This window comes from Mycobacterium sp. (assembly GCF_008709575.1).
Lineage (GTDB): Bacteria > Actinomycetota > Actinomycetes > Mycobacteriales > Mycobacteriaceae > Mycobacterium.
The window spans coordinates 1-21,892 of record NZ_VYIK01000027.1; the positions used below are offsets into that span (position 1 = coordinate 1).

23 protein-coding genes are annotated in these 21,892 nt (G+C 65.9%); 10 read left to right on the forward strand and 13 right to left on the reverse strand.

All coding sequences use genetic code 11. From position 1 onward, the window contains the following. Window positions 1-867 (forward strand): reverse transcriptase domain-containing protein (locus tag F6Q13_RS08070; protein WP_293054928.1); only part of this gene is annotated, 867 nt, incomplete at its 5' end. A 110-nt stretch (window positions 868-977) separates the two neighbouring features. Beyond that, window positions 978-2,963, forward strand: a complete 1,986-nt coding sequence (locus F6Q13_RS08075) for a TPM domain-containing protein (protein WP_293054929.1) — start codon at window positions 978-980, stop codon at window positions 2,961-2,963. Between the two features lie 47 nt (window positions 2,964-3,010). On the opposite strand, the gene F6Q13_RS08080 is transcribed toward F6Q13_RS08075, so the two are convergent. Next, window positions 3,011-4,402, reverse strand: a complete 1,392-nt coding sequence (locus tag F6Q13_RS08080; RefSeq protein WP_293054931.1) for a glycine--tRNA ligase — start codon at window positions 4,400-4,402, stop codon at window positions 3,011-3,013. A 151-nt stretch (window positions 4,403-4,553) separates the two neighbouring features. On the opposite strand from F6Q13_RS08080, the gene F6Q13_RS08085 reads away from it, so the two are divergent. Both F6Q13_RS08085 and F6Q13_RS08090 read left to right on the forward strand, forming a co-directional pair. Beyond that, the gene (locus F6Q13_RS08085; protein ID WP_293054933.1) at window positions 4,554-4,934 is read left to right on the forward strand and encodes a metalloregulator ArsR/SmtB family transcription factor; all 381 of its coding nucleotides are present in this window, start codon (window positions 4,554-4,556) and stop codon (window positions 4,932-4,934) included. Continuing rightward, window positions 4,931-5,329: a Fur family transcriptional regulator gene (locus tag F6Q13_RS08090; RefSeq protein ID WP_293054935.1), complete on the forward strand. Its 399-nt coding sequence runs from the start codon at window positions 4,931-4,933 to the stop codon at window positions 5,327-5,329. Before F6Q13_RS08085 ends, F6Q13_RS08090 begins: the two co-directional genes overlap by 4 nt. Here F6Q13_RS08090 and F6Q13_RS08095 read toward each other — a convergent pair. The 3 genes from F6Q13_RS08095 to recO are packed head-to-tail and all read right to left on the reverse strand — an operon-like array spanning window position 5,326 to window position 7,446. After that, a complete protein-coding gene (locus tag F6Q13_RS08095) occupies window positions 5,326-5,745 on the reverse strand; it encodes a hypothetical protein (RefSeq protein ID WP_293054937.1) in 420 nt (139 codons plus the stop codon). The two genes, F6Q13_RS08090 and F6Q13_RS08095, sit on opposite strands and share 4 nt — an antisense overlap. Then, window positions 5,745-6,656 carry a decaprenyl diphosphate synthase gene (locus F6Q13_RS08100; RefSeq protein ID WP_293054939.1) on the reverse strand — a complete coding sequence of 304 codons (912 nt, stop codon included), beginning with the start codon at window positions 6,654-6,656 and terminating at the stop codon, window positions 5,745-5,747. Before F6Q13_RS08100 ends, F6Q13_RS08095 begins: the two co-directional genes overlap by 1 nt. Next, window positions 6,622-7,446, reverse strand: a complete 825-nt coding sequence (gene recO, locus F6Q13_RS08105; RefSeq protein ID WP_293054940.1) for a DNA repair protein RecO — start codon at window positions 7,444-7,446, stop codon at window positions 6,622-6,624. Before recO ends, F6Q13_RS08100 begins: the two co-directional genes overlap by 35 nt. A 63-nt stretch (window positions 7,447-7,509) precedes the next feature. Here recO and F6Q13_RS08110 point away from each other — a divergent pair, with 63 nt between their 5' ends. Beyond that, entirely contained in the window at window positions 7,510-8,994 is a 1,485-nt protein-coding gene (locus tag F6Q13_RS08110) for an amidase (protein WP_293054941.1), read from the forward strand. Here F6Q13_RS08110 and era read toward each other — a convergent pair. The 8 genes from era to hrcA all read right to left on the reverse strand — a co-directional run bounded on the left by era (window position 8,991) and on the right by hrcA (window position 16,352). After that, complete coding sequence (gene era, locus F6Q13_RS08115) at window positions 8,991-9,902, reverse strand: GTPase Era (protein ID WP_293054943.1); 912 nt, start codon at window positions 9,900-9,902, stop codon at window positions 8,991-8,993. The two genes, F6Q13_RS08110 and era, sit on opposite strands and share 4 nt — an antisense overlap. Window positions 9,903-9,924: 22 nt before the next feature. Continuing rightward, window positions 9,925-10,248 carry a cytidine deaminase gene (locus tag F6Q13_RS08120; RefSeq protein ID WP_293054944.1) on the reverse strand — a complete coding sequence of 108 codons (324 nt, stop codon included), beginning with the start codon at window positions 10,246-10,248 and terminating at the stop codon, window positions 9,925-9,927. Further along, window positions 10,238-11,539, reverse strand: coding sequence for a hemolysin family protein (locus tag F6Q13_RS08125; protein ID WP_293054945.1), 1,302 nt, complete (start codon window positions 11,537-11,539; stop codon window positions 10,238-10,240). Before F6Q13_RS08125 ends, F6Q13_RS08120 begins: the two co-directional genes overlap by 11 nt. Continuing rightward, a complete protein-coding gene (gene ybeY, locus F6Q13_RS08130; protein WP_293055014.1) occupies window positions 11,536-12,072 on the reverse strand; it encodes an rRNA maturation RNase YbeY in 537 nt (178 codons plus the stop codon). The genes F6Q13_RS08125 and ybeY overlap by 4 nt, the downstream gene beginning before the upstream one ends. Window positions 12,073-12,203: 131 nt before the next feature. Further along, on the reverse strand, window positions 12,204-13,241 hold the full coding sequence (locus F6Q13_RS08135) for a PhoH family protein (RefSeq protein WP_293054947.1): 1,038 nt from the start codon (window positions 13,239-13,241) through the stop codon (window positions 12,204-12,206). 107 nt (window positions 13,242-13,348) lie between these two features. Next, the gene (locus F6Q13_RS08140; RefSeq protein ID WP_293054949.1) at window positions 13,349-14,107 is read right to left on the reverse strand and encodes a 16S rRNA (uracil(1498)-N(3))-methyltransferase; all 759 of its coding nucleotides are present in this window, start codon (window positions 14,105-14,107) and stop codon (window positions 13,349-13,351) included. A 7-nt stretch (window positions 14,108-14,114) separates the two neighbouring features. Further along, window positions 14,115-15,248, reverse strand: a complete 1,134-nt coding sequence (gene dnaJ / locus F6Q13_RS08145; RefSeq protein ID WP_293054951.1) for a molecular chaperone DnaJ — start codon at window positions 15,246-15,248, stop codon at window positions 14,115-14,117. Between the two features lie 60 nt (window positions 15,249-15,308). Beyond that, window positions 15,309-16,352, reverse strand: a complete 1,044-nt coding sequence (hrcA, locus tag F6Q13_RS08150) for a heat-inducible transcriptional repressor HrcA (protein WP_293054953.1) — start codon at window positions 16,350-16,352, stop codon at window positions 15,309-15,311. 138 nt (window positions 16,353-16,490) lie between these two features. On the opposite strand from hrcA, the gene F6Q13_RS08155 reads away from it, so the two are divergent. Then, window positions 16,491-16,808 carry a type II toxin-antitoxin system VapB family antitoxin gene (locus tag F6Q13_RS08155; RefSeq protein WP_293054955.1) on the forward strand — a complete coding sequence of 106 codons (318 nt, stop codon included), beginning with the start codon at window positions 16,491-16,493 and terminating at the stop codon, window positions 16,806-16,808. Between the two features lie 130 nt (window positions 16,809-16,938). Here F6Q13_RS08155 and F6Q13_RS08160 read toward each other — a convergent pair whose 3' ends face one another. Continuing rightward, a complete protein-coding gene (locus F6Q13_RS08160; protein ID WP_293054957.1) occupies window positions 16,939-17,436 on the reverse strand; it encodes a hypothetical protein in 498 nt (165 codons plus the stop codon). A gap of 183 nt (window positions 17,437-17,619) precedes the next feature. Between F6Q13_RS08160 and F6Q13_RS08165 the strand changes: the two genes are divergently transcribed. From F6Q13_RS08165 to F6Q13_RS08180, 4 genes are read left to right on the forward strand one after another with little or no spacing between them, the layout of a single operon-like run. After that, a complete protein-coding gene (locus tag F6Q13_RS08165; protein ID WP_293054959.1) occupies window positions 17,620-18,471 on the forward strand; it encodes an SDR family NAD(P)-dependent oxidoreductase in 852 nt (283 codons plus the stop codon). Between the two features lie 24 nt (window positions 18,472-18,495). After that, window positions 18,496-19,416, forward strand: a complete 921-nt coding sequence (locus F6Q13_RS08170) for a ferritin-like domain-containing protein (protein WP_293054961.1) — start codon at window positions 18,496-18,498, stop codon at window positions 19,414-19,416. Window positions 19,417-19,420: 4 nt separating this feature from the next. Next, entirely contained in the window at window positions 19,421-20,920 is a 1,500-nt protein-coding gene (locus F6Q13_RS08175; protein WP_293054962.1) for an NAD(P)/FAD-dependent oxidoreductase, read from the forward strand. After that, window positions 20,920-21,879, forward strand: coding sequence for a MerR family transcriptional regulator (locus F6Q13_RS08180; protein WP_293054964.1), 960 nt, complete (start codon window positions 20,920-20,922; stop codon window positions 21,877-21,879). The genes F6Q13_RS08175 and F6Q13_RS08180 overlap by 1 nt, the downstream gene beginning before the upstream one ends. The last annotated feature ends 13 nt before the right edge of the window (window positions 21,880-21,892 follow it).

Sequence of the window (21,892 nt, forward strand, 5' to 3'; positions counted from 1 at the left end):
CGCAGTTCACCGCGCAGCGATTCGCTGAAGGTGTTGACGAACGCTTTGGTGGCCGATATCGCCAATTTCTTCGGCGAGATCGATCATGACCGGCTGCTGGAACTAGTCAGCAGGCGGGTGTCGGATCGGCGGGTGCTCAAACTGCTGCGTTTGTGGCTGCAAGCAGGGGTGATGGTCGAGGGTGCGGTCGAGCGGACGGTCGCTGGCACCCCTCAAGGCGGCGTCATTTCGCCGTTGTTGGCCAACATCTTCTTGCATGTGCTCGACACCGAGTTGTCTGCCCGTGGGGTAGGTGAGTTGGTGCGTTACGCCGATGACGGTGTGGTGTTGTGCCGCTCGGCAGCGCAGGCTGAGCACGCTTTGGCGGCAGTGGGAGAAATCCTGGTGTCGCTGGGGTTGCGGTTGCATCCGGATAAAACGAAGGTGGTGGACCTTAGAGCGGGTCGGGAGGGTCTTGACTTCCTGGGTTGCCATTTCCGGGCACGCATGTCGGGGCGGCTGTGGGAACAGCGGCGGGTCATCCGCTACTACCTGCATCGTTGGCCCTCGCAGCGGGCAATGAAACGGCTCCGGGACAAGGTCAAAGACCGGACCGGCCGCAACCGTGTGGGGCAGGACATCCGCGAGGTGATCGCGGAGCTGAATCCGATCCTGCGGGGTTGGGGTAACTACTTTCGTACCGGCAACGCCGCCAAGAAGTTCCGCCAGATCGACTGGTATGTCATGAGGCGTTTGTTCCGCTTGATGGTCAAGAAGCGGGGCCGCAATCTTCGGGCAGGCCAGGCCGATCAGTGGACCGAGGAGTGGTTTAACGGGCACGGCCTGCACCGGCTTCGCGGCACCATCCGCTATCCGAAGGCGGCGTAACCATGTCTAGAAGATCATCGGTAAGCCGTGTGCGGGAAAACCGCACGCACGGATTGAAAGGGGGATGGGGAAACGGGTTCGCTCTGCGGACACCGCGCCCCTGACTACCAATGCGGATCGCCCGCCCGTTCTTCGCCGTGTTGGCGGCGCTGCTGATCGCCGGACTGCTGCTGGCGCCGGGCGCGGTCGCCCAGTGGCCGTTCCGGCTGCCGGCCTACGTCACCGACAACGCCGGGGTATTGAACGCCTCGAGCCGAAGCGCCGTCGAGTCGGCCGTCGACAGGCTCTACGACGATCGCCACGTGCGGCTGTGGGTGGTCTACGTCGACACCTTCTCCGGGCAGGCGCCGCTGAGCTGGGCGCAAAGCACCCGACGGGCCAGCGACTTGGGCGCCTACGACGCACTGCTGGCGGTGGCCACCAGCGCCCGTGCCTACGCGTTCGTGGTGCCCTCGACGGTGCAGACCGTCACCGCCCGGCAGGTGGACGACCTGCGGCGCAACCAGATCGAGCCGGCGCTGCACCGCGGCGACTGGGCCGGCGCAGCGATCGCCGCCGCCGACGGGCTCAACCGCAGCCGGGGTGTTGGCCCGGCGGCGGGCTGGCGGCCGTTGCTGGTCGCGCTGGGTGTGATCGCAGTGGCGGTCCTGGCGCTGTTGCTGGTGATGCGCTACCGCCGGCTGCGCCGATACCAGGCCGCGGTGGCGGCGGCGAACCGGATCGACCTCACCGACCCGGACGCGCTGGCCGAGGTGCCGCTCGACGTGCTCGACGAACTGTCGCAGTCGATGGTGGTGCGCGTCGACAACGCGGTGCGCACCAGCGCCAACGAATTGGCTTTGGCAGTCGAGGAATTCGGGCAGCAACGGACCGAGCCGTTCACCCGGGCGGTCAACAATGCCAAAGCGGCGTTAGCGCAAGCGTTCACCGTGCGCCACCAACTCGACGACGTGACACCCGAGACGCCGGCCGAGCGGCGCGAACTGCTGACCCGGGTGATCGTGTCGGCGGCGCGGGCCGATAAGGAGCTGCAGGCGCAGACCGAGGCCTTCGAGCAGCTGCGTGATCTGGTGGTCAACGCGCCCTCGCGGCTGGACATGCTGACCCGGCAGGTCGTCGAGCTGACCGCGCGCATCGAACCGGCAGAACAACGGCTGGCTGCGCTGCACGATGAATTCGACTCCGCCGCATTGGCTTCGGTATCGGGCAACGTCGCTTCGGCCAAAGAGCGGTTGGTGTTTGCCGAGCAGAACATCACCTCGGCTCGTAATCTGGCCAACCGGCCGGTCAGCGGCGGGCAAGCCGGGCTGGTCGACGCGGTCCGCGGCGCCGAGGCCGCTCTCGGACAAGCCCGTTCGCTGCTGGACGCGGTCGACGGCGCCGCCGAGGACATCCGTCGCGCGGTCGCCGCGCTGCCGTCGCTGATCGCCGACGTCGAGTCCGGCATCGAGCAGGCCGATACCCACCTGGCCGACGCCGCCAATGCCGTGGCTCCGCATGCGGGCGACCTGGCCGCAGCACGCGCCGCCGCCGCCGCCGCGGTCGATGCCGCCCGCGCCACTGGAACCGCCGACCCGCTCGGCGCGTTCGTCCGGCTCACCGATGCTCACGCCACCCTGGATCGGCTGCTGAGCACGCTCGCCGAGGAACACGCCACCGCCGAGCGCCTCACCCGCACCTTCGAGCAGGCGATCTTCACCGCGGAGTCGCGGGTGCGCGCGGTCTCGGACTACATCGACACCCGGCGCGGCAGCATCGGCCCCGAGGCGCGCACCCGGTTGGCGGAGGCCAGCCGGCAGCTGCAAGCCGCGCACGGCAAACAGGCGACGAACCTCAGCGAGGCGATCGCGCATGCCAACAGCGCCTCGTCGCTGGCCGTGCAGGCGCAGTCCCTGGCCAATGCCGACGTCCAGTCCGCGCAATTGGCCTACCGCGGCCGTTACAGCGGCAGCAATATGGGCGCCATGATGGGCGGCATCATCCTCGGGGATCTTCTCGGCGGCGCGATGCGCGGCGGCTTCGGCAGCGGAGGCCCGGCGTCGTTCGGAGGGTCGTCAGGTGACGACGGGTTCCTGGGCGGGGGCGGGCGGTTCTGACAGGTTCGGCGCTGCCCGAAACCGGGGCGGTTTGGTTCTGGGCTGGCCTAGCAGCCTTTCAGCCGTGCCGCCAGGTAGTCGGCCACGCCGCCGATGCCGATCCGCTCCTGGGTCATCGTGTCGCGTTCGCGGACCGTGACCGCATGGTCGTCGAGGGTGTCGAAATCCACAGTCACGCAAAACGGTGTTCCGATTTCGTCTTGGCGTCGATAACGCCGCCCGATGGCGCCGGCGTCGTCGAACTCGACATTCCAGCACTTGCGCAACTCGGCGGCCAGATCGCGGGCCCTGGGACTCAAGTCGGCGTGCCGCGAGAGTGGCAGCACCGCGACCTTGACCGGCGCCAGCCGGGGATCCAGCCGCAACACCGTGCGTTTTTCCATCCCACCCTTGGCGTTGGGAGCTTCGTCCTCGACGTAGGCGTCGATCAAAAACGCCATGAAGGAGCGGGTCAGCCCGGCCGCCGGTTCGATCACGTACGGCACATACCGGGTGTCGGTGACCGGGTCGTAATACGACAGGTCGACTCCGGAGTGCTTCGAGTGTGTGGACAAGTCGAAATCGGTGCGGTTGGCCACCCCCTCCAGCTCGCCCCAGGGATTGCCGGCGAAGCCGAATTTGTACTCGATGTCGACGGTGCGGTTCGAGTAGTGCGACAACTTTTCCTTGGGATGCTCCCACAGCCGCAGGTTGTCGGGATCGATACCGAGGTCGACGTACCAGGCCAGCCGGGTGTCGATCCAATACTGGTGCCACTCCGGAGCCGTCGACGGCTCGACGAAGAACTCCATCTCCATCTGCTCGAATTCGCGGGTGCGGAAGATGAAGTTGCCGGGGGTGATCTCGTTGCGGAAGCTCTTGCCGGTCTGCGCGATACCGAACGGCGGTTTTTTGCGCGACGTCGTCATCACATTGGCGAAGTTGACGAAGATGCCCTGCGCGGTCTCCGGCCGCAGGTAGTGCAGCCCCTCCTCGGTTTCGATCGGCCCGAGGTAGGTTTTGAGCATCATGTTGAATTCGCGCGGTTCGGTCCACTGGCCGGGCTCGCCGGTGTCGGGGTCGCGGATATCGGCCAGCCCGCCCGGCGGCGGGTGCCCGTGTTTTTGTTCGTATGCCTCGATGAGGTGATCGGCGCGGTAGCGCTTGTGGGTGATCAGCGATTCGACCAGCGGATCGTGGAACACCTCGACATGCCCGGAGGCAACCCACACCTCGCGCGGCAGGATGATCGAGGAATCCAGCCCGACGACGTCGTCGCGGCCGGTCACGACCGATTTCCACCACTGCCGTTTGATGTTCTCCTTGAGTTCCACCCCGAGCGGGCCGTAATCCCACGCCGACTTAGTGCCGCCGTAGATCTCACCGGACGGATAAACCAGTCCGCGCCGTTTGGCCAAGTTCACGATGGTGTCGATCACGGACGCCACGAGGTGGTGCACTCCTGTCTGTGGATGGGGACGATCCGGGGGCATCGCCGGCCAGAGCCTTCGTCATCCTAGCGATCACGGCACGGCCTTTGACATGCGTCTGCGTGCATGTGACAGTGGACTCACCCGACAATGATTCTCAATTGACCCAGGCTCGAAGGTGATGGTCATGCCTCCCGCAACGTCAATGGCAGCCGACGTGGGCGCCGAAATCGGTGCTCACCGGCACCGCGGGGCAACCGCAAGTCCGCCGCCTCCGCGCGAGGTGCTCGACGCTGCGGGCGAACTACTGCGGGCGCTGGCTGCCCCGGTACGGATCGCGATTGTACTGCAGCTGCGCGAATCCCAGCGCTGTGTGCACGAATTGGTCGATGTGCTCGGCGTGCCGCAACCGCTGATCAGCCAGCACCTGAAGATCCTCAAGGCGGCCGGTGTGGTCTCCGGGGAGCGGGTGGGCCGGGAAGTGCTCTACCGGCTGGCCGATCACCATCTCGCTCATATCGTCATCGATGCCGTGGCTCACGCGGGCGAGGACACGTCGTGAGCGGCGCCAGCATGCGTGCCACCCGGCAACGGGCGGCGATCGCGACCCTGCTGGACACGATTGACGACTTCCGGTCGGCCCAGGAGTTGTACGACGAATTGCGCCGGCGCGGGGAGAACATCGGTCTGACCACCGTCTATCGGACTCTGCAGTCGATGTCGTCGGCGGGCCTGGTCGACACGCTGCGCAACGACACCGGGGAATCGGTCTATCGACGCTGCTCGGAGCATCATCACCATCATTTGATCTGCCGCAGTTGCGGATCCACCGTGGAGATCGGCGACCACGAGGTCGAGACCTGGGCGACGAAGGTGGCCGCCGGGCATGGATTTTCCGACGTCAGCCACACCATCGAGATCTTCGGGACCTGTTCGCGGTGTCGCACGCCGGCCTAGTGGGCGACCAGCGCGCGGCGGATCTCGCTGCCCTTGTCGAGCACCATCAGGACCAAAGTGCGCAGTGCTTCGTCGGTCAGGCCCGAGCCCGGGAAGTTGTAGCGCAAAATCACATCGGCGATTTTCCCCGACGGGCGAGCAGCGGCTGTGTCACGGGCCTTTTCGACCAAGACCACCGACCCGAGCAGGGTGCTGTCGACCTGCTCGGCTACCCGTTCGCGGGTCTTCTTGGTCAACAACAGGTCCCAAACCAACACCTGAGTCAGCGACACCAGGTCGAGGTTCTCGACGATGGTCACCACCCGCAACGAAGCTAACGTGCCGTTGTGGCGGACGGTCAGCGCGCCGTCGGCTTCCTGTTGGACCGACAACACCTCGCCCAGCACGCAAGCCAGCCGCTCCGGTAGCGACGACATTAGGCTGTCCCGAATCGCCGATGCCGTGTCGCATATTCTGCACAGGCGGCCCAGAGATCACGGCGGTCATAGTCGGGCCAGAGTTTCTCGGAGAAGACGTACTCCGCGTACGCTGCTTGCCACAGCATGAAGTTGCTGGACCGCTTTTCTCCGGAGGTTCGCAGCAGCAAGTCCACATCGGGAATGTCGGGCCGGTGCAGGTGATGGGTGATCGTCGCCTCGGTGATGCGGTCCGGGCTCAATTTTCCCGCGACTGCCTCACGTGCGATTGCCCTTGCAGCCTCCGTGATCTCGGTCCGACCGCCGTAGTTGACGCAGTAATTGATCGTGATGACGTCATTGTCGCGTGTCATCTCCTCCGCGATTGCCAATTCCTTGATGACGCTGCGCCACAGGCGTGCTCGAGATCCCACCCACCGAATCTTCACGCCCATCTCGTTGAGTTTTTCCCGGCGGCGTCGCACCACATCGCGGTTAAAGCCCATCAGGAAGCGAACCTCCTCAGGCGAACGCTTCCAGTTTTCGGTCGAGAAAGCATAAAGACTGAGCCACTTGATGCCGATTTCTATCGCCCCGCACGCGACATCGATCACCACCGCCTCCCCCATCTTGTGACCCTCGATGCGGGTCAATCCCCGTTGGGTCGCCCAACGGCCGTTGCCGTCCATAACGATCGCCACATGACGGGGTAGCTGGTCGGCGGGGATCCGCGGCGGCGCCGCCTTCGACGGATGCTGAGGCGGCCGGCGCGGACCGCCGCCGGGCGACGGCGGCAGCTCGGGAAAGACCACCGGCCAGGTAGAGGTGTCGGGGAAAGTGGGATAGTCGTCGGGAGCCGGTGCCAGCTGAGGGAAGACGTCTCGGTGGCGTTCGACACTAGGCGTGGCGCTGCTGCCCCGGTTCGTCCGCATGGGCCATATCCTGCCCGATCAGCGCCCCTCGCCGGTCGGCGACCGCTCGGTCAACCCGATACTTGTGTTCCACCAGTGGCAACGTGCGCAGCCGGCGCTCCAGATGCCACTGCAGGTGGCCGGCCACCAACCCGCTGACGTGGCTGCGGGCTGACTGCGGCGCGGCCTGGGCCGCCTCCCAGTCGCCGTCGCGCAGCGCGATCATCAGGTCGAGCACGCCCGGCGGCGGAGTGGTGGAGCCGGCCGGGCGGCAATACCCGCAGACACTGCCACCCGCGCCGACGTGAAACGCCCGATGCGGACCCGGTGCGGCGCAGCGGGCGCATTCGGTCAACGCCGGCGCCCAGCCGGCGACCCCCATGGCGCGCAGTAGATAAGCGTCCAGCACCAGCTCACGGGGCCGTTGTCCGTCGGCCACCGCCCGTAACGCGCCGACCGTGAGCCGATGCAGTGCCCGAACCGGCACCCGCTCTTCACCGGCGAGGCGTTCGGCGGTTTCCAGCATCACGCAGGCGCAGGTGTAACGACCGTAGTCGCTGACGATGTCGGCGGCGAACGCATCGATCGAGACGACCTGGGTGACGATGTCGAGGTTGCGGCCCGGATGCAGTTGCACATCGATATGCGCGAACGGCTCCAGCCGTGCGCCGAACTTGCTGCGGGTGCGGCGCACACCCTTGGCCACCGCGCGGACCAGCCCGTGGTCACAGGTAAGCAAAGTGACGATCCGGTCGGCTTCGCCGAGCTTGTGCTGGCGCAACACCACCGCCCGGTCCCGGTACAGCCGCATCACCTCAGTGTGTCATTGCATGACGACATTGCTTGATTGCCCGCGCCGATACGCTTTTATGCAATGTCCGACCCTGCCGCATCCCGCCTCCCGACGCTGACCGACCAGCTTTACCTGCTGGCCAGCGGTGCGGTGACCTCGCTCGAACTGGTCCGACGCTCACTGCACGCCATCGAGGCCAGCCAGTCCACGCTCAACGCCTTCCGCGTGGTGCTGACCGACTCGGCGCTGGCCGATGCCGCCGAGGCCGACCGGCGGCGGGCCAGCGGCCAGGACGCTCCCCTGCTCGGTATCCCGATCGCGGTCAAAGACGACGTCGACATCGCCGGGGTACCGACCGCATTCGGCACCTCGGGGCATGTCCGCGACGCCACTGCCGATGCCGAGGTGGTGCGCCGCCTCAAGGCGGCCGGGGCGGTGATCGTCGGTAAAACCAACACCTGCGAGCTGGGCCAATGGCCATTCACCAGCGGGCCAGGGTTCGGCCATACCCGCAATCCGTGGTCGCCCCGGCACACCCCGGGCGGGTCGTCGGGCGGCAGCGCCGCCGCAGTAGCGGCCGGACTGGTCACCGCAGCAATCGGTTCCGACGGGGCCGGCAGCGTCCGCATCCCCGCAGCGTGGACCCATCTGGTGGGGATCAAGCCGCAACGTGGCCGTATCTCGACCTGGCCGCTGCCGGAAGCCTTCAACGGCATCACGGTCAACGGCGTTTTGGCCCGCACCGTCGCCGACGCGGCGCTGGTGCTCGACGCCGCCTCGGGCAACGCCGAGGGTGATCTGCACAAGCCGCCGCCGGTGCGGGTGTCCGACCACGTGGGCCGCGCGCCGGGCCCGTTGCGGATCGCGATGTCGACGCGGTTTCCGTTCACCGGGTTCGCAGCCCGGCTACACCCGGAGATCAGGGCCGCGCTGGAAACGGTGGCCGATCAACTGAAGCTGCTCGGCCATACCGTGGTGGCGGGCAATCCGGACTACGGGGTGAGGTTGGCCTGGAACTTTCTGGCCCGGTCCACCTCGGGTCTGCTCGAGTGGGCCGAGCGGCTGGGCGACGGGGTCGACTGGGATCCGCGCACCCTGGCCAACATGCGGGTGGGGCGGGTGCTCTCGGAATCGATACTGCGCAATGCCCGCGCACGGGAAGCCGCCGATCAGCGCCGAGTAGGTACGATTTTCCGGTTCGTCGACGTGGTGCTGGCGCCGACGACCGCGCAGCCGCCACCGCTGGTCGACAGCTTCGACACGTTGGGCAGCCTGGCCACTGACCGTGCGATGATCGCGGCGTGCCCGGTGACCTGGCCGTGGAACGTACTGGGCTGGCCGTCGATCAACGTCCCGGCGGGATTCACCTCCGACGGCCTGCCGATAGGTGTGCAGCTGATGGGCCCCGCCAACAGCGAGCCGTTGTTGGTGTCGCTGGCCGCCGAACTGGAAGCGGTCAACGGCTGGGCGGCCAAACAGCCGACGGCCTGGTGGCACACCGGCACCGATGTCCCGCCGGCCCCCAGCGGTGGTCTTGCCGCCGGAGGCATCCTCGGTGACATTTAAAATCCCAGCCTTCGAAGCTGTTTAGGGTCGCGCTGCCAGTTCTTGGCGACTTTGACGCGCAGGTCGAGATAGATCTTGGTGCCCAGCAGGTTCTCGATCTGGCTGCGCGCCGCGGTGCCGACTTCCCGCAATCGGGCGCCGTCCTTGCCGATGACGATGCCCTTCTGGCTGTCGCGCTCGACGTAGAGGACCGCGTGCACGTCGACCAGGTCGTCGCGGCCGGCACGCGGACGCACCTCGTCAATCACCACCGCCAGGGAATGCGGCAGCTCGTCATGCACGCCTTCCAGGGCGGCTTCCCGGATGAACTCGGCCATCAGTACCTCTTCGGGATCGTCGGTCAGCTCACCGTCGGGGTAATAGGCCGGACCGGGCGGCAACGTTGCCGCCAGTACCTCGATCAAGACGTCGACCTGTTCGCCGGTCACCGCCGATACCGGGACGATCTCGGCGTGCCGGCCTTCCGGGATTCCGACGAGCTCGCTGGCTGCCACCAGTTGTGCGGCCACCTGCTCCTTGGACACCCTGTCGATCTTGGTGACGATGACAACCAGGGTCGTCTCGGGCGCAAGGGAGCGGATTTGCTGCACGATCCAGCGGTCCCCCGGGCCGATCGCCTCGTCGGCGGGGATGCACAAGCCGATGGTGTCGACATGGGCGTAGGCGTCGCGGACCATGTCGCCCAGCCGCTTACCCAGCAGTGTGCGCGGCCGGTGCAGCCCCGGGGTGTCGAGGAGGACGATCTGAAAGTTCGGTCGGTGCACGATGCCTCGGATGGTGTGCCGCGTGGTCTGGGGGCGCGTCGACGTGATCGCGACCTTGGCGCCGACCAGCGCGTTGGTCAGCGTTGACTTTCCGGTGTTCGGTCGCCCGACGAGACAGACGAAACCGGAGCGGAATTCGTTCACAGGTCGCCGCCGGGCACTGCGGTCATGAGGGATTTCCGTCGCTGTCGGTCACGAGAATCTTTGCCGCCGAAGACAGTTCGCGGACGGCCGCGATTCCGGCGTCGTCGCCGGAACCGGCCACCAGAACGGCGGCCTCGAGGCCGGTTGCGCCGCTGGAGACCGCCGCGGCCACCGCCGCCTGAAGCGCGGTCAGCTGCAGGGCAGCCAGATTCACCGGTGCAGCGGCATAGTTGCGGCCGTCGACATCACGCACCGCCGCGCCGCTGCCGGCGCCCGAGCGAGCCATCGCCGCCCGGGCCAGCAGCACCAGCTTGGCATCCTCGGGGTCCAGCGGTTCAGCCGTCATGGTCGCACGCCTGCCCGCCGTCGGAGTCGACACGGCTCACCAGCACGGTGCCGATGCGAACCCGTCCGCGGTGGTCGGGGCCGCCCTCGGCCCGGAGTCGAAGACCATGGCAGATCACCTCGGCTCCGGGCAGCGGCACACGACCCAACTCCAGGGCGAGCAGCCCGCCGACGGTGTCGACATCGAAGCCGTGGTCGAATTCCATCTCGTAGAGCTCACCCACGTCTTGGATCGGCAGGCGCGCCGACACCCGAAACCGGTTGTCGCCCAGATCCTCTATCGGCGCCGTCTCGGCCGCGTCGTATTCGTCGGCGATTTCTCCGACGATCTCCTCCAGGACGTCCTCGATGGTCACCAGTCCGGCAATCGCGCCGTACTCATCAACCAGTAACGCCATGTGGTTGCGGTCATGCTGCATCTCGCGCAGCAGCGCGTCCAGCGGCTTGGAATCCGGTACGAACACTGCCGGCCGCATTAACTGTGCGACGGCGATATCGCTGCCGCCGTTCGTCGAAGAATAAGTCTGGCGAACAAGGTCTTTCAAGTAAACCACACCGACGATGTCATCGACATTTTCTCCGATCACCGGGATTCGGGAGTGCCCGCTGCGCACCGCAAGCGAAGTCGCCTGCGCGGCTGACTTGTCGCTTTCGATCCAGATCATCTCGGTGCGCGGCACCATCACCTCGCGAGCAGGGGTGTCACCGAGCTCGAAGACCGACTGGATCATTCGGCCCTCGGCGGCGGCGACCACTCCGCGCTGCTGGGCGAGATCGACAACTTCGCGGAGCTCGATTTCGGATGCGAACGGCCCATTTTCAAATCCGCGACCCGGGGTCAGTGCGTTACCGACCACTACGAGCAGTCGGCTGAGCGGCATCAGCAGCCACGAAATAATTTGCAGCGGAAGGGCAGCCATTAAAGCGATGGAATAGGCATTCTGGCGGCCCAGGGTGCGCGGACCGACACCGATCACGACAAAGCTGGTTACCACCATGATCGCGGCGGCGATGAACAATCCCCAATCCATGCTCAGATTGTGTCGGAGGAACACCACCAGTAGGGCGGTCGCGGTTATTTCGCAGGTGATGCGCAGCAGCACAACCAAATTCATGTAACGGGGGCGGTCGCTCATCACTTTTGACAGTCGCCGCGCACCGGGGCGCCCCTCGCGTACCAGCTCCTCGACGCGGGCCACCGATAACGTGGTGATCGCGGCATCCAACGCGGCGAACAGGCCACCCAGGCAGATCAATACGATCGCGCCGAGCAGCGAACTTACTTCGGTCACGGCTCGTCGAAATACCTTGACTTGTCCAGCAGCCGACGGTCCCGCTCAGTCTGGCAATCCTGATGGTAAGCCGCAACCTGATCGGCTACCCACTCTTCGAGCAACCGATGCTGCAGAGCGAACATTTCCTTTTCCTCGGCCGGCTCGGCGTGGTCGTAACCCAGCAGGTGCAACACCCCGTGGATGGTCAGCAATGCCAGTTCTTGACCTAGCGAGTGCCCGGCGGCCGCGGCCTGCTCTGCTGCGAATTCCGGGCACAGCACAATGTCACCGAGCATCTCCGGCCCCGGCTCGGGTGCGTCGGGCCGGCCGCCGGGCTCGAGCTCGTCCATCGGGAAGCTCATCACGTCGGTCGGGCCGGGCAGGTCCATCCACCGCATGTGCAGATCGGCCATCGCCGCGCTGTCCAGCAGTACCAATGACAGTTCGGCCGCCGGATTGACATCCATCCTGTCGAGGACAAACCGCGCGACATCGATCAGTTCGACTTCGGAGAGGTCGATACCGGACTCGTTGGAGACCTCGATGCTCATGTTCTCATCGCTTCGCTCTGCATCGTCACCGGCGCGGCGCATCGGCGCCGTTCCTCCTCATCGCTTCGCTCTGCATCGTCACCGGCGCGGCTCCTCGGCGCCGTTCCTCCTCATCGCTTCGCTCTGCATCGTCACCGGCGCCCGCGGCTGCCCGACGCCCGTCTGGTGGCGCGGTTCATCGTCAGGCCGGGCGCCTCGTATTTGGCATAGGCGTCGACGATTTCGGAGACCAGTCTGTGCCGCACCACGTCGACGCTGCTCAGTTGGGCAACGTAGATGTCGTCGATGCCCTCGAGGATGTCGACCGCGGCCTGCAGCCCGGACCTGGCGCCGCCAGGCAGGTCGATTTGGGTGACATCTCCGGTGACAACAACTTTGGAGCCGAATCCCAGACGGGTCAGGAACATCTTCATCTGCTCGGCGGTCGTGTTTTGCGCCTCGTCGAGAATGATGAACGCGTCATTCAACGTTCTACCCCGCATATATGCCAGCGGCGCCACCTCGATGACTCCGGAAGCCATCAGTTTGGGGATCAGCTCCGGATCCATCATGTCGTAGAGCGCGTCGTACAACGGACGCAGGTACGGGTCGATCTTCTCGCTTAGGGTGCCCGGCAAAAAGCCCAGGCGCTCACCGGCTTCCACTGCCGGACGAGTCAAGATCATGCGGGTGACCTGCTTGGTCTGCAGCGCATTGACCGCTTTGGCCATCGCCAGGTACGTCTTACCGGTGCCGGCCGGGCCGATCCCGAACACGATGGTGTTGGCGTCGATGGCGTCGACATAGCGTTTTTGATTGAGCGTCTTCGGTCGGATGGTCTTACCGCGGCGCGACAGAATGTCGAGAGTCAGCACCTCGGCAGGCGACTCATTGCCGGCGCCGACCAGCATCGCGACACTATGGCGCACCACTTCGGGGGTGAGGTGGTGGTCACTGGCCACGATTGCCACCAGTTCGGCGATCACCCGTTCGGCGAGTGCAACATCGGCCGGGTCGCCGCAGAGGGTCAGGGCGTTTCCGCGCACATGCAGGTCAGCGGCCAGGATGCGTTCAAGCGCACGCAGGTTTTCGTCGGACGAACCCAGCAGGCCCACGACGAGGTCGGGCGGAACATCGATGCTGCTGCGCACCTGAGCGGTATCAGCAGTGGTTGTCTCGCGGGGCGTCACGTGGTTTCTGATGCCTGCTTTCTGCCGGGGTATTGACTACTTGAAACGCAAGTTTAGCGCTCGCGTCGCGTCGCGTGGCTCGCAATTCGGGGAACCGAACCGCGCCGTCACGATTTCGACCGCTCATCCCAGCGCGGTGTGAGCACGCCGAGGGCACCCAGCGCGACCGCGGCCGCGCTGGAGGTACGCAGCACGCCGGGGCCCATCCGGACGGCGAGTGCACCTGCGCTGGTCAGCGCGGCGATCTCGTCGGGCGCGATGCCGCCCTCGGGCCCAACGATGAGCATCAGCGCACCCGCCTGCCGCAGGCTCAGCCCGGCCAGTCCCGCGGTGGCCGACTCGTCCAGCGCCAGCACCACGGTGCCCGACGCCACCGCGCCGGCCACTGCCCGGACCAGCGTCGCGGTCGACAGCACGCCGTCGATCAGCGGGATGTGCGCACGTCGGGACTGCCCGGCCGCGGCGCGGGCCGCCGCGCGCCAGCGGCGCAGGCCCTTCTCGACCCGGGCGCCGTCCCACCGTGCCACGCTACGCGCGGCCTGCCAGGCCACGAACGCGTCCGCGCCGGCCTCGGTGGCCAGCTCGATCGCGAGATCCGACCGCTCGGCTTTGGGCAGTGCCTGCACGACCGTCACCGGCGGCTGCGGCGGCGACACCTGCCAGCGTTGCAGCACCCGGGCCTGCAGCCGGTCACGGGCGGCTGCTTCCACCCGGCATCGGGCCACGCCGCCGGCGCCGTCGCCGAGCAGCAACTCCTCGCCCGGGCGGATCCGCCGGACGGTCGCGGCGTGGAACCCCTCGCCGCCACCGACCACGGCCAGCGCCCCCGTCTCCGGCAGCGCGTCGACGTAGAACAAACCGGGCACGGGCCGCTCAGCGGCCGGTGAACGTCTCGCGTAGCCGACTGAACAACCCGCCGGCGGGGCCGCCATGGGTGGATCGGACTTCCGCGACGTCGCGGCTGCGTCGGTTTTTCAGCTCGCGCAACAGTTCGGCGTCGCGGTGATCGAGCCGCTCGGGCACCACCACCTCGGCGTGCACGTGCAAATCGCCGCGAATCCCCGAACGCAGGTGCGGCATGCCGTGGCCGCGCAGGGTGAGCACCGAGCCGGGCTGGGTGCCGGGCGGAATGGTGATCTCGATGAGCCCGTCGAGGATCGCCTCGACGGTCACCGTGGTGCCCAATGCCGCGTCGACCATCGGCAGCGAGACCGTGCAGTGCAGGTCGTCGCCGTCACGCACGAAGATGTCGTGACTTTGTTCGTGGACCTCGACGTAGAGGTCGCCGGCCGGTCCCCCGCCGGGCCCCACTTCGCCCTGGGCGGCCAGCCGGACTCGCATTCCGTCGCCGACTCCGGCGGGAATCTTGACGCTGATCTCCCGGCGCGCCCGCACTCTGCCGTCGCCGCCGCACTGATGGCAGGGGTCGGGGATGACTTCGCCGACGCCGCGACAGACCGGGCAGGGACGCGACGTCATCACCTGGCCGAGCAGCGAGCGCTGCACGGTCTGTATTTCGCCGCGCCCGCCGCACGTGTCACAGGTCACCGGTCCCGAGGCTCCGTTGGTGCCCCGGCCCTGGCATCGGTCACAGAGCACCGCGGTGTCGACGGTGACCTGCTTGGTGACGCCCGTGGCGCATTCTTCGAGGGTCAAACGCATCCGTAGCAACGAATCCGAACCGGGCCGCACCCGTCCCACCGGACCGCGCGAGGTGGCACCACCGCCGAAGAACGCCTCGAACACGTCACCGAGACCCCCGAACCCGGCAAAGCCGTTGGCGGCGGCGTTCTCCAGCGGATCTCCGCCCATATCGACGATGCGGCGCTTCTCCGGATCGGAGAGCACCTCGTAGGCGGCGCTGATCTCTTTGAACTTCGCCTGGGCTTGCTCGTCAGGGTTGACGTCGGGATGCAGCTCGCGCGCCAGCCTGCGGTAAGCGCGTTTGATCTCCGCATCGGTGGCGCCCCTGCTCACGCCGAGCAGACCGTAGTAGTCGCGTGCCACGCCTGACCTTTCTTGTACCGCCTTAGGCGGCTGTCCACAAATACTGCAACGGGTGCTCGATCATCGCGAACTCAGCACTTCGCCGATGTACATAGCAACCGCGGCGACACTGGCTATAGTTCCCGGATAGTCCATCCGGGTGGGCCCCAGTACCCCCATGCCGCCGTAGACCGTGTCGGAAGTGCCATAGGCGGTGGACACTACCGAAGTGCCCGCCATCTGCTCGGCCGCGGTCTCGTGCCCGATGCGGACCGTTACCTTGCCGGCCTCCTGCTGGGCGGCCAGCAGCCGAAGCACCACGACCTGCTCCTCAAGGGCCTCCAGGATCGAGCGCAGCGATCCACCGAAATCGGCGGTATTGCGGGTCAGGTTGGCGGTCCCGCCGAGCAGCAGCCTCTCCTCGTTGTGCTCGACCAGCGACTCAAGCAACACCGTCGCCGAGCGGCCCACGGCGTCCGACAGGCTGTTGGCAGCTCCGTTTTTCCTGTCGAAGTGCCCGGCCAGCTCGGAAACTGCGACCGACGCCGCCGAGAGCTTCTTGCCTTCCAACGCCTGGCCCAGCAACTCCCGCAGCTGAGCGAGCTGGTGGTCGTCGATGACGTCACCGAGTTCGACGATGCGCTGGTCGACCCGCCCCGAATCGGTGATCACCACCATCAGCAGCCGCACCGGAGTGAGCGCAATCACCTCCAGGTGCCGCACCGTCGACGTCGACAGCGTCGGGTACTGCACGATCGCTACCTGACGGGTCAGCTGGGCCAGCAGCCGCACCGCACGGCGCAACACGTCGTCGAGATCCACGCCGGACTCCAGAAAGCTCTGGATTGCGCGCCGTTCGGCAGCCGACAACGGCTTGACGTCGTCGAGCCGGTCGACGAATTCGCGATAACCCTTCTCGGTGGGCACCCGTCCGGAGCTGGTGTGGGGCTGGGTGATATAGCCCTCGGCCTCCAGCACCGCCATGTCGTTGCGCACCGTGGCCGGCGAGACGCCCAGGTTGTGCCGCTCCACCAACGACTTCGACCCGATCGGCTCCTTGGTGGCGACGAAATCGGCGACGATGGCTTGCAGCACCTCAAAGCGACGCTCCTCGGCACTTCCCATCCGATCCACCTCCCTAACCCCCACATTTTACGGTGATTGGCAGCGGCGCCGGTTACCGGCGGCAATGACTGCAGCCGGTGGTCGAGCGGGACTAGCCTTATCGACCGTGAGCAGGTCCGCGCCAAGGACGATCCGCAGATGATTTTCAAGGGCGTGCGGGAGGGCAAGCCGTATCCCGAGCATGGCCTGTCCTACCGCGACTGGTCGCGGATCCCGCCGCAACAGATCCGCCTCGACCAGCTGGTCACGACGACAAAGGTGCTCGCGCTGGACCGGCTGCTGTCGGAGGATTCTACGTTCTACGGGGATCTTTTCCCGCATGCGGTGAAGTGGCGCGGCACCCTTTACCTCGAGGACGGACTGCACCGGGCGGTGCGCGCTGCGCTGCGCAATCGCACCGTGCTGCACGCGCGGCTACTCGACATGGACCGCGAACTGGGCCCGGCGAACGCGTAGCGGCCCGGTCCACGCGAGGTGCTGGGCGTTGGCCGACGGTGCCTGGCGGCCGAGCGTGCGCTCGCTACGGGGTTAGCTCAGCGTGTCGACCGGCGACACGCACGCTCGCGGCAACAAGGAGGTAATCGTCTCAGCGCCCCGAGGCCGCCTGCAGCAATGACATCGCCGAGCTGCGTGACAACATCCAGCCGCCCTGGTCTACGAATGTGACGTTTTCCGTCACCGGTGTGCTGAGCTTGGGTCCCGACACGGCCACGTCGGCCGTCGCCGCGTCCGGGCCGGCTGCCGCGACGTTGGTCACGGTGAACGACAGCGGCAGCTGCCCCTTCTTGGCGGCCTTTTGCAGCGCCCGATCGGCCAGGGCCGCCTCGGTGGGGCTGACGCCGCCTTCAACCAGCCCGGACTTGTTCGCGAAGGGAACATTCGGGTCGGCGAGGCCGGCCAACACGCCGGCCAGCTGGCTTGGGGTCGGCAGGCCCCCGGTCTGGTCGGCCGGCAGCGGTGCGCTGAAGACGACTGGTTGGATGTGGAACGCGGCCGAGGCGCTTGCCCCGGTCACGCCTGCTGCGGCGGCTCCGATCGCGGCCACGGCCGCGACCCCGGTCGCGAAAGCTTTCATGGTCATCACGCTGTCCCTTCCGTCAACGATTAGGCGCGCTAAGCGCTTACTGCAGATGTGTCGTTCGCCGGCGCCCGGGTGTTACAGCGGGCATGTCCGTGCCATCGGCCCCGATCTGCGCCGCCAATTGTGCCATTGACTAATGGCGTCATTTGTCGTTGACTTTGTCCATGACGGACGGAGACGGGCAGCATGAACCTGCTGGGTCGAAAGTCGCCCGAGAATAGCCATCAGGTCTCGGCGGTGGTCACCGGGGCCGGCAGCGGAATCGGTGCGGCATTCGCGGAGGAACTCGCCCGTCGTGGTGGCGCCGTGGTCTGCAGCGACATCGACGAAACCGCCGCGGCCGCCACGGTTGGGCGGATCACCGATCGGGGCGGTAAAGCGGTCGCTATCCGCTGTGACGTGTCGCGGTTCACCGACGTTCGCGACCTGGCCGCACAGGCCCAAACATGGTTCGGTGGTGTAGCACCCACACTGGTGATCAATAACGCCGGCGTTGCTGCGGGCGGTGAGCCGATCGGCGAGATATCGCTCGACGATTGGCAGTGGACCCTGGGTATCAACCTTTGGGGGCCGATCCATGGCTGCCAGGTCTTCACTCCGATTTTGAGGGCGGCCGGGCCGTCGAAAGCGGGACGAGGAATCATCAACGTCGCGTCGGCGGCCGCGTTTGCCTCGGCGCCCGGCATGGCGGCATACAACGTCAGCAAGGCCGGCGTGATTTCGTTGTCGGAGACCCTGGCCGCCGAACTGTCCGGCTCAGGCGTCAAAGTCACTGTGCTGTGCCCCACGTTCGTCAAGACCAGCATCGTCGAATCTGGCCGTATCAGTGCTCAATCCAGCGAACTGGCCACCAAATTCATCCGTTGGACAGGGGTTTCGCCGCTAACGATCGCGCGCACTTGCTTGGACGCCCATGACCGCGGTGACTTGTACTGTATGCCGCAACTGGACGCCAAGATCGGCTGGACATTCAAACGATTCGCCCCGGCTGCATACACCCGTATGGTCGGTGCGGCATCCCGGATAGCGTCGCACTGATCCGACGACCCTGAGGAGGATTCGGTGGCCATCGACATGGAAGCGATGCTGGCCAAGATCAAGGACCGGCAGTGGGCGCTCGCCGATATCGATTGGGACGCACCCGGAGCCGAGACCGTCAGCGACGAGTTCAGGCCCAAACTGAAGGCATTCATGGCCGACCTGTGTTGGATCGAAAACGTCGGTGCTCGCGGATTCGCGGCATTGGCCAAGAAGGCACCCACCCCGACGCTGGCCGAAATCTACCGGTATTTCCACGCCGAAGAGCAACGTCACGCCAATGCCGAACTGGCATTGATGAAGCGCTGGGGCATGCTCGACAACGGTGTCCTGCCCCAACCCAACATCAACGTGCGGCTGGCCATCGAGTGGCTGGACCGCTATTCCGACGGAATGCCACTGTCCCAGCTGGGCACGATTATCCCGATGCTCGAAGTCGCTTTGGACGGCGCATTGCTGAAGTTCCTGCTCGAAAAAGTCGAGGACCCGGTATGCCACCAGGTCTTCGAAAAGATCAACAACGACGAATCCCGCCACCTTGTGGTCGATTTTGAGGTTCTCGATATGATCGGCCACGGCACCATCCGCAAACTGGCCATCGAATTCATTGGCAATCTGGTTTCTCCGGGCGCCATCGTCGGCGCCCTGATCGGCATCGCACTGATCAATCAGATCCGCAACGAGATCATCGACATGGGCATGGAACCCGAACGTCTCTACAACGCGGTCAAACGTTTCAGGCAACTCGGTGACCGGGGCGAAAACACGTGGCGGGTGCCCACCTACCAAGTCCTCAAAAGGCAAGCCGCAATGGTGGTTAACCCAGACCATCCCTATCAGCGGCTGGCTAACGCGATGGTGTGGCTGTCCTACCGCTATCCCCGCTCCCTACTCAAACCGGTGCCCAGTTGGTTCACTGAGCTCACCTATGAACCAACGGTCTAGACCTATGTCGAACATCGATATTCACTCAACGCTGATCATCGGAGCCGGCTTCACCGGTTTGGGCGCCGCGATCAAACTAACGGCTGCCGGCGTCCGAGACTTCGTTATTCTCGAGCGCAGCGACCAAGTGGGCGGAACCTGGCGCGATACTTGCTATCCCGGCGCAAGTTGCGACATCCCCTCACTGCTGTACTCGTTCTCGTTTGTCAAGAACCCGCACTGGTCACGGGCCTATCCCAGCGCCGAGGAAATTCGTCGGCATCTCGAAGACATGGCCACCGAGTTCGACATCCGCCGCCATATCCGGTTCGGCCAGGAAGTCTGTGGCCTCTCGTTCCGCGAGAAAGACGGCGTCTGGACCGCAACGACACGCGCGCGCAGAGACTTTCACGCCCGCACCGTGGTGCTGGCGTCCGGGCCGCTGCCGGACCCCCGCTACCCGGACATCCGCGGTCTCGACGTCTACCGGGGCCACAAGATCCACAGCGCCCGCTGGGACAGAGAATACGACTTCACAGGCAAGCGGGTGGCGGTCATCGGCACGGGCGCCAGCGCAGTCCAGATCATCCCGGAACTGGTCCGGCAAGCCGAGTTCGTCAAGGTTTTCCAGCGCACTCCGGGCTGGGTGCTGCCCCGCGTCGACGCTCCCACTCCACCGGCGGTGAAAGCGGTCTTCGCGAAAGTGCCGGCGATCCAGGAACTTGCCCGGCAGGCGTTGTTTTGGGGCCACGAGGCCAGTGCTGTCGCGCTGGTGTGGAACACGCCGTTAACCAGGTTGATGGCGCGCCTGGGCAAGCTGCATTTGCGACTGACCGTCAAGGATCCATGGCTGCGCCGACAGTTGACCCCGGACTTCGTCCCGGGCTGCAAACGCATGCTGATCTCCAGCGACTACTATCCCGCGCTGCAGCGCGACAACTGCAAACTGATCGACTGGCCGATCGCTACCCTGAGCCCGGCCGGTATCCGCACCAGCGATGGCATCGAGCATCGCCTGGATTGCATCGTGTTCGCGACCGGCTACGACGTGCACCTGACCGGTCCGCCGTTTCCGGTCAGCGGGCTCAATGGTCGCTCACTGAGCGCCGATTGGGCCACTGGCGCACAGGCCTACAAGAGCATCAATGCGCACGGGTACCCGAATCTGTTCTTTATGACCGGACCTAATTCCGGACCCGGGCACAACTCGCTGCTGGTCTACATCGAGGGACAGCTCGACTACGCGGTGCGCGGCATCAAAACCATCCTCGACAATGATCTGTGTTATCTCGACGTGCGCGCCGACGTCCAGCGCCGATACAACACACGCATCCAGAAACGGCTGACCAGAACGACATGGATGTCGGGATGCCGCAGCTGGTATCTGACCAAGGACGGTTTCAACGCATCGATGTATCCCGGGTTGGCCAGCCAGTATCTTAGCCAGATGCGACATTTCCGGCTCGCCGACTACCACGCGGTCACCTGCTCGACCGACGCCTTTGTCGGCTCCGCGACCAGGTGATGGCTGCTCAGCGGCTGCCCCGGACCGAAGCCGGCACGATCTCCGGTGTGCTGGCTAACCTGCGGCGGGCGTCCCCACGGATCCGACGGCAGTCGCGCGACGTCATCGCGGCCGCGGTGGCCCAGTTGTTCGACGCGGCGGTCCGTTATCCCCACGACGCGGCGGCGTCCGGCGAATATCGCATCGATGAACTGGCCCGGCTGGCCGGCACCACGACCCGCAACATTCGCGTTTACCGCGACCGGGGGCTGCTGCACCGACCACTGCGCGTCGGGCGGGTCGCGTTGTACAACGACACGCATGTGACGCGGCTGCGGTTGATCACCTCGATGCTCGACCGCGGGTACACGATCGCGCACGTTCGGGAAATGCTCAGCGCCTGGGAAGAAGGCAAAAACTTGGGCGATGTCCTGGGTTTGGAGACCGCCATCGCCGGCACCTGGGCCACCGAAAGGCCCGAGACGATGCCGCTGGCGGAGGTGCGACGGCGCGTCGACGATCCACGCGCGTTTGAACGCTTGGCGCAGCTGGGCATCATCCGGATCGACGGCACTCAGGCGAGTGTGACCCGCCCCAAACTGCTCGACGCGTTCTGCGAGATCCGCAGCTACGGCGTCAACATGGACAAACTCATCGATCTGCACGAACAGGTCGTTCCCCTGGTCGATCGGATCAGCGAGATGTTGGTGCGCGCGGGCGCCGAACATGTCGCCGACGCGATCAAGCCCGGCGAAGGCTTGCCTGCCGACACCGAGATTGCCGAGCTCATCACGATGCTGGTCCGCTTCCGCACCCAGGCCATCGCGTCGGTCACCGCCACCTTGGCGTCGTCGATCGAATCCACGATCGAGTCGATGGTCAGCCGCATCCTCGCGGACTACCTGGAGCACTCACCGGAGGCCAAGGCTGACCCCCGCACGAAACCAGCTCGTGATCAACCGGATCCAACCCCGGCGTAGCCAGCGCTTTTCG